The sequence below is a fragment of the Gaiella sp. genome (assembly GCF_057140465.1).
On the sequence record NZ_DBNHWK010000050.1, the window covers coordinates 1 to 9,039 of the forward strand.

Annotated in this window: 5 protein-coding genes; 2 read left to right on the plus strand and 3 right to left on the minus strand. The window is 74.3% G+C overall.

The features are described 5' to 3' along the window. Positions 1–57: 57 nt before the first annotated feature. The gene (locus AC162C_RS07250) at positions 58–912 is read right to left on the minus strand and encodes a dihydrodipicolinate synthase family protein (RefSeq protein ID WP_484096962.1); all 855 of its coding nucleotides are present in this window, start codon (positions 910–912) and stop codon (positions 58–60) included. A 24-nt stretch (positions 913–936) separates the two neighbouring features. On the opposite strand from AC162C_RS07250, the gene AC162C_RS07255 reads away from it, so the two are divergent. Beyond that, entirely contained in the window at positions 937–1,692 is a 756-nt protein-coding gene (locus AC162C_RS07255) for an enoyl-CoA hydratase-related protein (RefSeq protein WP_484096963.1), read from the plus strand. Positions 1,693–1,754: 62 nt separating this feature from the next. Further along, positions 1,755–5,147 carry an AAA family ATPase gene (locus AC162C_RS07260; protein WP_484096964.1) on the plus strand — a complete coding sequence of 1,131 codons (3,393 nt, stop codon included), beginning with the start codon at positions 1,755–1,757 and terminating at the stop codon, positions 5,145–5,147. A 174-nt stretch (positions 5,148–5,321) separates the two neighbouring features. Here the strand turns inward: AC162C_RS07260 and AC162C_RS07265 are convergent, their stop codons facing one another. Continuing rightward, positions 5,322–8,021 carry a bifunctional acetate--CoA ligase family protein/GNAT family N-acetyltransferase gene (locus AC162C_RS07265; protein ID WP_484096965.1) on the minus strand — a complete coding sequence of 900 codons (2,700 nt, stop codon included), beginning with the start codon at positions 8,019–8,021 and terminating at the stop codon, positions 5,322–5,324. A gap of 30 nt (positions 8,022–8,051) precedes the next feature. Beyond that, the coding region (locus AC162C_RS07270) for a tetratricopeptide repeat protein (RefSeq protein ID WP_484096966.1) at positions 8,052–9,039 on the minus strand (988 nt) is incomplete at its 5' end.

The window sequence follows — 9,039 nt, forward strand, 5'->3', positions numbered from 1 at the left end:
TCGGGGGTGAGGCCTCCGCCTCACCCCCGACGTGCCGATCGGGCCGACCGGTCGGGGTCAGGCCCCTCGCGCGTCGAGCCACGCGTCGAGCTCGCGCGTCTCGGCAGCGGTGAGTGCCCGCAGCGGCGCACGCACGTCTCCGCCGAGCGGCACGCCCTTGCGCGCGAGGACGTGCTTGAGCGCCGCCTGCCGCGGGAAGTCCTCGATCCGCGCCCGGAGCCCGGCGAGGCCCCGGGCGCCCTCCTCCGTGGGGTCGCGGACGACGGCCGCCACCTCGTCGGGGAACGCCGAGGCGAGCGCCGAGACGGCGCCCACCGCGCCGTGCGCGATCCCCTGGTGGATGAGTGCCTCCGGCCCGACGAACGTGTCGAGCCCGTCGAGCAGGTACTGGGCGAACGCGTCCCACGGCGTGTCCGACACCTTGAGCCCCACGAGGTTGTCGGCCTCGTCCCGCAGCCGGAGCAGCATCCCGGGGTCGAACGCGTACCCGGCGGTGGCGGCGAACTCGTAGACGTAGAAGGGCGTGGGTGCACAGGCGGTCGCGGCCGTGAGCAGGTGCCGGTACTGCGCCTCGACGTCGAGCTTGAAGTAGGGCGGCCCGATCACCGCGACGGCGTCGGCGCCCGCGGCGGCAGCGTGCTCGGCGAGCGCCGCCGTGTCGGCCGTCGTCTGCGCCCCGCAGTGGGCGGCGACCAGGAGGCGTCCGGCCGCCGCCTCGAGGAAGGCCTCCGTCACCTCCCGCCGCTCCTCGACGGTGAGCAGGATCCCCTCGCCGTTCGTGCCGAGGGTGAGCACGCCGTCGAGCCCGCCGTCGCGGAGGAAGTCGACGTAGGCCGGCACGGCGTCGGCGTCGACGGTGCTGCCGCCACCGCGGAGCGGCGTCACGACGGCGGCGATCGTCCCGCGCAGCATGGGCCGACTCTATGCTGCGTGACCATGGGTGCGCTGCGGGTGGAACGCGACGGCGACGTCCTCCGCGTGACGCTGGCGCGACCCGATACGCGCAACGCGTTCGACGCGGCGCTGATCGCCGAGCTCGCGGAGGCGTTCGTCGACGTCGGGACCGCGCGGGCGGTCGTGCTCGCCGGCGAGGGGAAGAGCTTCTGCGCGGGGGCGGACATCGAGTGGATGCGCTCCTCTGCCGATCTCTCCTACGACGAGAACGTCGCCGACGCGAACGCGCTCCGCGCGATGCTGGAGGCGATCGACGGCTGCCCGGCGCCGGTGGTCGCGGTGGTGCAGGGGCACGCCCTCGGCGGCGGCGTCGGGCTCGTCGCGTGCGCCGACGTGGCGATCGCGCACCCGCGCGCCGTCTTCGCGTTCTCGGAGGTGAAGCTCGGGATCGTCCCGGCCGTGATCTCCCCGTTCGCCATCGGGAAGATCGGCGAGAGCGCGGCCCGCCGCTACTTCGTCACCGGCGAGCGCTTCGACGCCGCGACCGCGCTCCGCATCGGGCTCGTGCACGAGGTCGCCGACGACCTCGACGGAGCACTCGACGCGCTGCTCGACGAGCTGCGGACGGCCGGCCCGCGGGCCGCCCGCCACGCGAAGCGGCTCGTCCGCGAGCGGCCCGACGGTCCCGACACCGCCCGGCGCATCGCGGAGCGACGGACGAGCGAGGAGGGGCAGGAGGGGCTGCGCTCCTTCCTCGAGCGCCGCCGGCCCTCCTGGGCCCCGGACGCGACCGACTGACCACCGCCGCGCCTCCCCCGCGCGCCCGCAGGCGCGGGAGGGGCACGTAGACTCGACCGTCGATGACGACGTGCCCCGCGTGCGGCAAGGAGAACCCCGACGGCTTCCGGTTCTGCGGCTTCTGCACGGCGCCGCTGGAGGAGACCGCCCCCGCGCCGGGCCTCGAGGAGCGCAAGGTCGTCTCCGTGCTCTTCTGCGACCTCGTCGGGTTCACCGCGGCCTCGGAGACCGCCGACCCCGAGGACGTCCGCGCGCGCCTGCGCCCCTACCACGACCTGCTGCGCGAGCGGATCGAGGGCTTCGGGGGCACGGTGGAGAAGTTCGTCGGCGACGCGGTGATGGCCGTCTTCGGTGCGCCTGTCGCGCACGAGGACGACGCGGAGCGAGCGGTGCGCGCCGCGCTGGCGATCCTCGAGTCGCTGGCGGACGCGAACGAGGCCGACCCGACGCTCGGGCTGTCGGTGCGCGTGGGGATCAACACGGGCGAGGCGCTCGTCGCGCTCGACGCCCGACCCGAGCAGGGCGAGGGCTTCGTCACCGGCGACGTCGTCAACACCGCTTCGCGCATCCAGGGGGCGGCGCCCGTCGGCGGCGTCGCCGTCGGCGAGGGCACGTACGAGGCCACCGAGCGCGTGTTCGAGTGGCAGCAGCTCGCGCCGGCCGAGCTGAAGGGCAAGGCCGAGCCGGTGCGCCTGTGGCAGCCCGTGCGCGCGCGCGCCCGCTTCGGCTCGGACGTGATCCGCGAGCTCTCGACGCCGCTCGTCGGTCGCGAGCTCGAGGTGCTGCAGCTCAGGACGGTGTTCGACCGGGTCGCCAGCGACGCATCGGTGCAGCTCGTGACGCTCGTGGGTGAGCCCGGGGTCGGCAAGAGCCGCCTCGTCGCCGAGCTCGGCACCTACCTCGACCGATTGCCGGAGCTCGTCCGCTGGCGGCAGGGCCGTTGCCTGCCCTACGGGGAGGGCATCACGTTCTGGGCGCTCGGCGAGATCGTCAAGGCGCACGCGGGGGTGCTCGAGTCGGACGCGCCCGACGAGGCGCAGACGAAGCTCGAGCAGGTCGTGCCCGAGGGCGACGACGCACACTGGCTGACGGCGCGCCTCCTGCCGCTGCTCGGGATCGAGGCCGGGCCGCCCGTCGCGCGCGAGGAGTCGTTCACGGCGTGGCGCCGCTTCCTCGAGTCGATCGCCGACGACGGGCCCGTGGTGCTCGTGTTCGAGGACGTGCACTGGGCCGACGACGCGCTCCTCGCCTTCCTCGAGCACCTCGCGGACTGGGCGCAGGGCATCCCCCTGCTCGTCGTCTGCACCGCCCGGCCGGAGCTGTACGAAAAGCATGCGACCTGGGGCGCCGGGCTCAAGAACGCGACCACGGTGAGCCTCGCTCCGCTCTCGGACGCCGACACCGCACGGCTCGTCTCGGCCCTGCTGGAGCAGGCGGTGCTGCCCGCGGAGACGCAGCATCTGCTCCTCGAGCGGGCGGGCGGCAACCCGCTCTACGCCGAGGAGTTCGTGCGCATGCTGCGCGACCGAGACCTGCTCGACGCGCACGGGCGGCTGCGCGACGGCGTCGAGATCACGTTCCCGGAGTCGCTCCACGCGCTGATCGCCGCCCGCCTCGACACGCTGCCCCCGGACCGGAAGGGCCTGCTCCAGGACGCGGCGGTGATCGGGAAGGTCTTCTGGTCCGGAGCGGTGGCCGCGATGGGCGGTCGTGACCAGCCGGAGGTCGAGTCGGCGCTGCACGACCTCGCCCGCAAGGAGCTCGTGCGGCCGTTCCGGCAGTCCTCGATGGAGGGGGAGCAGGAGCTCGGCTTCTGGCACGTCCTCGTGCGCGACGTCGCCTACGGGCAGGTGCCGCGGGCACAGCGGGCTGCGAAGCACGCGAAGGCCGTGGCCTGGCTCGAGCAGAAGGCCGGGGAGCGCGTCGAGGACGTCGCCGAGGTCCTCGCCTACCACACCGGCGAGGCGATCGCGCTCGCCGAGGCCACGGGCGACACGGCGCTGGTCGCCGAGCTCGGAACCGCAGCCGCACGGTACGCGCTGCTCGCGGGCGAGCGCGCGCTCGGCCTCGACGGAGCCAAGGCACTGCAGCTGCTGCAACAGGCGCTCGACGCCACGCCCGACGACGCGCCGGAGTACCCCACGGTGCTCGTGCGCTGGGCGAGTGCGGCGATGACGGTCTGGCACGGCCGAGCGGGCCCGGCAGAGGCGCTCGAGCGTGCGGCGACGCTCTTCCGGGAGCGCAACGACGTCGACGGCGCCGCAGAGGCGCTCGCGAAGCTCTCCATCGCACAGCACTATCTCGGCGATCCGCGCTCACTCGAGACCGCCGTCGAGTCGGTCGCGCTGCTCGAGGAGAGCCCGGGACAGGGGCTCGTCGACGCGATCGAGGACCTCGCCGGCTCGCACCTCGTCCGCGACGAGATCCACGAGGCACTGGGCGCGGCGGAGCGGGCGCTCGGGCTCGCCGCCGAGCTCCACCTCCCCGTGCCCGGCCGCACCCTCGGCTTCCGTGGCTCGGCGCGTTGCCACCTCGGGGACCACGCGGGGCTCGAGGATCTCACCCGGGCGAAGGAGCTGCTCGTCGACGGCGGGCACGGCCGGGACGCCGTGGTCTGCGCGTACAACCGCGCCTGCGTCGTCATGGAGATCGAGGGGCCGCCCGCAGGCCTCGCCGCGATCGAGGAGGTGCTGGCGCTGGCCGCGGCCCGCGGCGTCAACACCGGGCCGGCGCGAGCGACGATGCTCGCCTGGCTCGTCGACGCCGGCCGCCTTGCGGAGGCCCTCGCCGAGGTCGAGCCCGTGCTCGCCGACCTCGACCCGCAGGGGATCTTCCTCCAGTTCGCGCGGGCGACGGTCACCCGCGCACTGGAGGAGACCGGAGACGTCGAAGGGGCCCTCGGCCTGGCCGACGCCGCCGTCGGGGCGGCGCGCGCAACGGACAACCTCGCCGTCTTCGGCTACGTCGCCGCGGCAGTCGGGTCGGCATGGGTCGCCGCGGGAAGGGAGGACGCGGCCCGTGGGCTGCTCGCCGAGTTCGACGACGTCACGCTTACGCCCGGAGAGCCGGCCGGGCAACTGCCGAGGCTCGTTCGCACCGCGGTCGGGATCGGCGAGCTCGCGCGCGCGGAGCGCCTGTGCGACGGCGTCGAGGAGGCCTTTCCGAGCCGCGAGGCGGCGCTCGCGGCGGCGCGGGCGGCGATCGCCGATGCCCGTGGCGAGACCGAGCAGGCGCTCGCGGGCTACCGCGCCGCGGCGGCGCGATGGGAAGGCCTCGGCTCGGCTCTCGAGCACGCATACGCGGTGCTCGGCGAAGGGCGCTGCCTCGCCGCGCTCGGGGATGCGTCCGCCGAGGCGACGCTGCGGGAGGCCAAGCGGCTGTTCGCGGCGATGGGCGCCCGGCCGCGGGTCGGGGAGTGCGATGCCCTGCTCGCGCAGGCGAGCAGGGCATCGTGACGCGCTCGTCCCTCGCGTACGTCCCGTCGCCACCGATGGCGACGGCTGCGCGGCCGGCCGTGCCCACGATCGCGCGCCGCGCCGTTCGTCCTTCTCCGGTCGACCGGCCGGCCGCGGCGCGACCGGATCGCCGTCGTCTCGGCAGAGCGTCGGGGTGGCCCGCGGAGGGAGCGCTCAGGAGTCGGCGCGCCCGGCGAACGGCGTCCGGGGCGCCGGCGGGCTGACGCGCACCCGCGCGTCGACGACGGCGGCGCCCCGCTCGAGCACGATCACGGGGTTGCAGTCCATCTCCACGATCGCCTGCTGGTCGACGGCGAGCGCCGACACACGGAGCACGACGTCCTCGAGCGCCTTCACGTCTCGCTTCGATGCGCCGCGGAAGCCGTCGAGGAGCGGGAACGTGGCCAGGGAGCGGATCATCTCCGCCGCCTCCAGGTCGCTGACCGGGGCGACGCGGACGGCCATGTCGCGCGTCAGCTCGACGGTGACGCCGCCCGCACCACAGGCGACGATCGGCCCGAACTCCGGGTCCGCGGTCATGCCCACGAACATCTCGGCGCCGCCCGTCACGAGCTCCTGGACGACGAAGCCGTCGAGCGTCTCCCCGTGCTCTGCGATCCGCCGCGCCATGGCGGCCGCCTCGGCCGCCACTTCCGTCGCGGCGAGGTCGAGGCGGACGGCACCGACGTCCGTCTTGTGCACGGGGCCGACGGCCTTGAGGGCGACGGGGCCGCGCAGCGAGGCCGCCGCCTCGGCCGCGGCCTCGGGCGTGTCGGCACGGAGCATCGTGGCGAGCGGGATCCCGTAGCAGGCGAAGAGACGCGTGATCTCGTCGGGATCGAGCCAGCCCTCCCCGCGCTCGAGCGCCCCCGCGAGCACCGCCGCCGCCTCGTCCTCGCGGGTCCCCGGGAAGCGTGGCACCACGCCGACGGGTCGGCGACGCCACTCGCCGTGGTCCGCGGCGTGGGCGAGGGCGATCGCGGCCTGCTCGGGGAACGCGTAGGAGGGGATGCGCACGCCCGGGGCGGACAGGGCGTCCGGCAGGCCGCGCGCGGACATGAAGCAGGTGAGCGCCGGGATCACCCCCTCGAGAGAGCCGATCGCCTCGACCATGCTCTGCGCGACGGCCGGCGCGTCGTCCTCGAGCGGCGGGATGTAGATCACGATCAGCGCGTCGATGCCCGGGTCGCGCGCGACGACGCGGATCGCGCGGCCGTAGTCCTCCGCGGTCGCCGACGCGATCATGTCGACGGGGTTCGAGACCCCGGCGGCGGGCGGGAGAAAGGAGCGGAGCTCCGCGATCGTCTCCCCGGTCAGCTCCGGGACGTGCAGCCCACGGGCCTCGCAGGCGTCGGCGCACTGGATGCCGAGCCCGCCCGCGTTGGTGAGGATGGCGACGTTCCGCCCCTCGGGGATCGGCTGGTTGGCGAACAGCGCGGCGACGTCGAACATCTCCTCGAGGGTGTCCGTGCGCGTGACCCCGACCTGACGGAGGAGCGCGTCCACGGTGGTGTCCGCCGACGCGAGCAGCGACCCGGTGTGGGACGAGGCGGCCCTGCGCCCGGCTGCCCCCCGGCCGCTCTTCACGACCACGACGGGCTTGTGCCTGCCGACGCGGCGCACGATCTCGGCGAAGCGCCGCGGGTTGCCGAACGACTCGATGTAGAGCAGCACGACGTCGGTGCGCTCGTCCTCGTCCCAGTAGCAGAGGAGGTCGTTCGGGGAGACGTCGGCCTTGTTGCCGATCGAGACGAACGACGAGAGCCCGAGCCCGAGGCGGTTGGCCATGTTGATCACGGCGATCCCGAGCGCCCCGGACTGCGACATGAACGCGATCGGCCCCTCCGGCGGCGCGACCTGCGCGAAGGTGCCGTTGAGCGCCACGCCCGGATCGGTGTTGATCACGCCCATGCAGTTCGGCCCGATCAGGCGCATGCCGGTCTCGCGGCAGACGTCGACGAGCTCGTGCTGCAGCCGGCGCCCCTCCTCCCCGGTCTCGCCGAAGCCGGAGGAGATGACGACGAGGGCCTTCACCCCCTTGCGGGCGCACTGGCGCGCGACGTCGATCACCTGCGCCGCCGGCACGACGACGAACGCGAGGTCGACATCGGAGGGGACGTCGAGGACGCTCGGGTACGCGGCGACGCCCTGCACCGCCTCGGCGACGGGGTTCACCGGGTAGACGACGCCCGCGAACGGCTGCGTGACGAGATTGCGGAGCAGCCGGCCGCCGATCGTCGTCGGGTCGCGCGAGGCGCCGATGACCGCGATCGAGCGGGCCTCGAGCACCCGCCGCACGGCGTTCGCCGCGGCGATCCGCTCACGCTCCTCGTACTGGCCGGCCGTCTCGTCGGTGACCGTGGTCGGGAACTCGACCTCGACGTACCCGGGCCGCGTGCGGATCGAGAGCGGGAAGCCGGTGCCGCGGAAGACGTCGATCATGCGGTGGTTCTCCGGCAGCACGTCCGCGTGGAAGAACTCGATGCCCTGGGCGGCCGCGGCCTCGGCGAGGTGCTCGATGAGGATCGATGCGAGGCCCTGTCCCTGCAGCTCGTCGGACACCGACATCGCGATCTCCGCGCGCGCCTTGCCGTCGCGGACGTACTGGGCCCCCCCGACGACCTCCGTGAGATCCGGCCCGGCGAAGCCGAGCACGGTCAGGTGGTCGACGTAGTCGATCTCGACGGCGTTCGTCGCCTGCTCGCGCACGTTCACGACCTGCCCCCAGAACCGCAGGCGCCGGGACTCGTCGGAGAGGCCGATGAAGTAGTCCTCCAGCCGGTCGCGGTCGTCGCGGCGCGCCGGGCGCACGTGCACGGTTCGGCCGTCGCGGAGGACGACGTCCGTCTCGAGGTGGGCCGGGTACGCGCTCATGAAGGCATCGTAGGCAGCGGCGGCACGCCGTCAGGAGGAGAGCGACGCGAGCAGCTCGCGGGCCCAGCCGGTGGCGGGCTGGTCGCCCTTCGCCTCGTAGACGCGGAGTGCCGTTTCGGCGTGCTCGTGTGCCTCGTCGCCCTTGCCGCATGCGATCAGCGTGCGGGCGAGCACGAGGTGGGTGCCGCCGACGTACTCGTAGAAGTCGGACTCGGACTCCGCCAGCATCTCCATGGCGCGGCGCCCGAGCAGCTCCCCCTCCGCGCTGTCGCCTCGTCGTGCCGCCAGGAGGCCGTCGAGCGCCTCGACGCGGGCGACGGTCGCCATGTCCGACGGGCCGGTCGTCTCACGGGCGCGCGCGCACCACTCCGCGGCCTCGTCGTCGCGCCCGCGCTCGGCCAGCAGCCCGGCGAGCTCGGCGACGGCGGTCGAGTAGAACCCCCGGTCGCCGAGCGCGTCGAGCTCCGCGATCCCCTGGCGCAGCACCGTCTCGGCGGCGTCGAGGTCGCCGGCGCGCTGCTCGATGTACGCCATCCCGATCGCCGACGCGGCGGCTTCGCGGAGCATCCCGGCGTCTCGCGCGATCGCCATTCCCTCGCGATACGCCTCGCGTGCCCGGCCGAACTCGCAGCGGCAGGCCCACATCCGGCCGAGCCGGCGCAACGGGCCGCTGCGGCCGATCGTGCCGGGTGTGGCCGCGAGCACCACCTCGGTGAGCCTGATCACCTCGTCGACGGGCGTCGGCCCGAAGGCAAGAGCCGCACCGTCCCACTCCCGCATCGCCGAGGCGAGAGCCTCCTGTCCGATGCGATCGGCGTGCTCGGCCCCTCGACGAAGCGCTGTACGTCCTTCCTCCGCTCGCAGCGCGCTCCAGCTGATTCCGAAGCTCAGGAAGCCCGCCCAGGCCAGCCCCAGGTCGTCGCCGAGGGACTCCATCGCCCGACGGATCTCCGCTACGCGACCGACCGCGTCCTCGTGGCGATACGTGCCGGTCGCGAACTCGACATCAACCTCCACC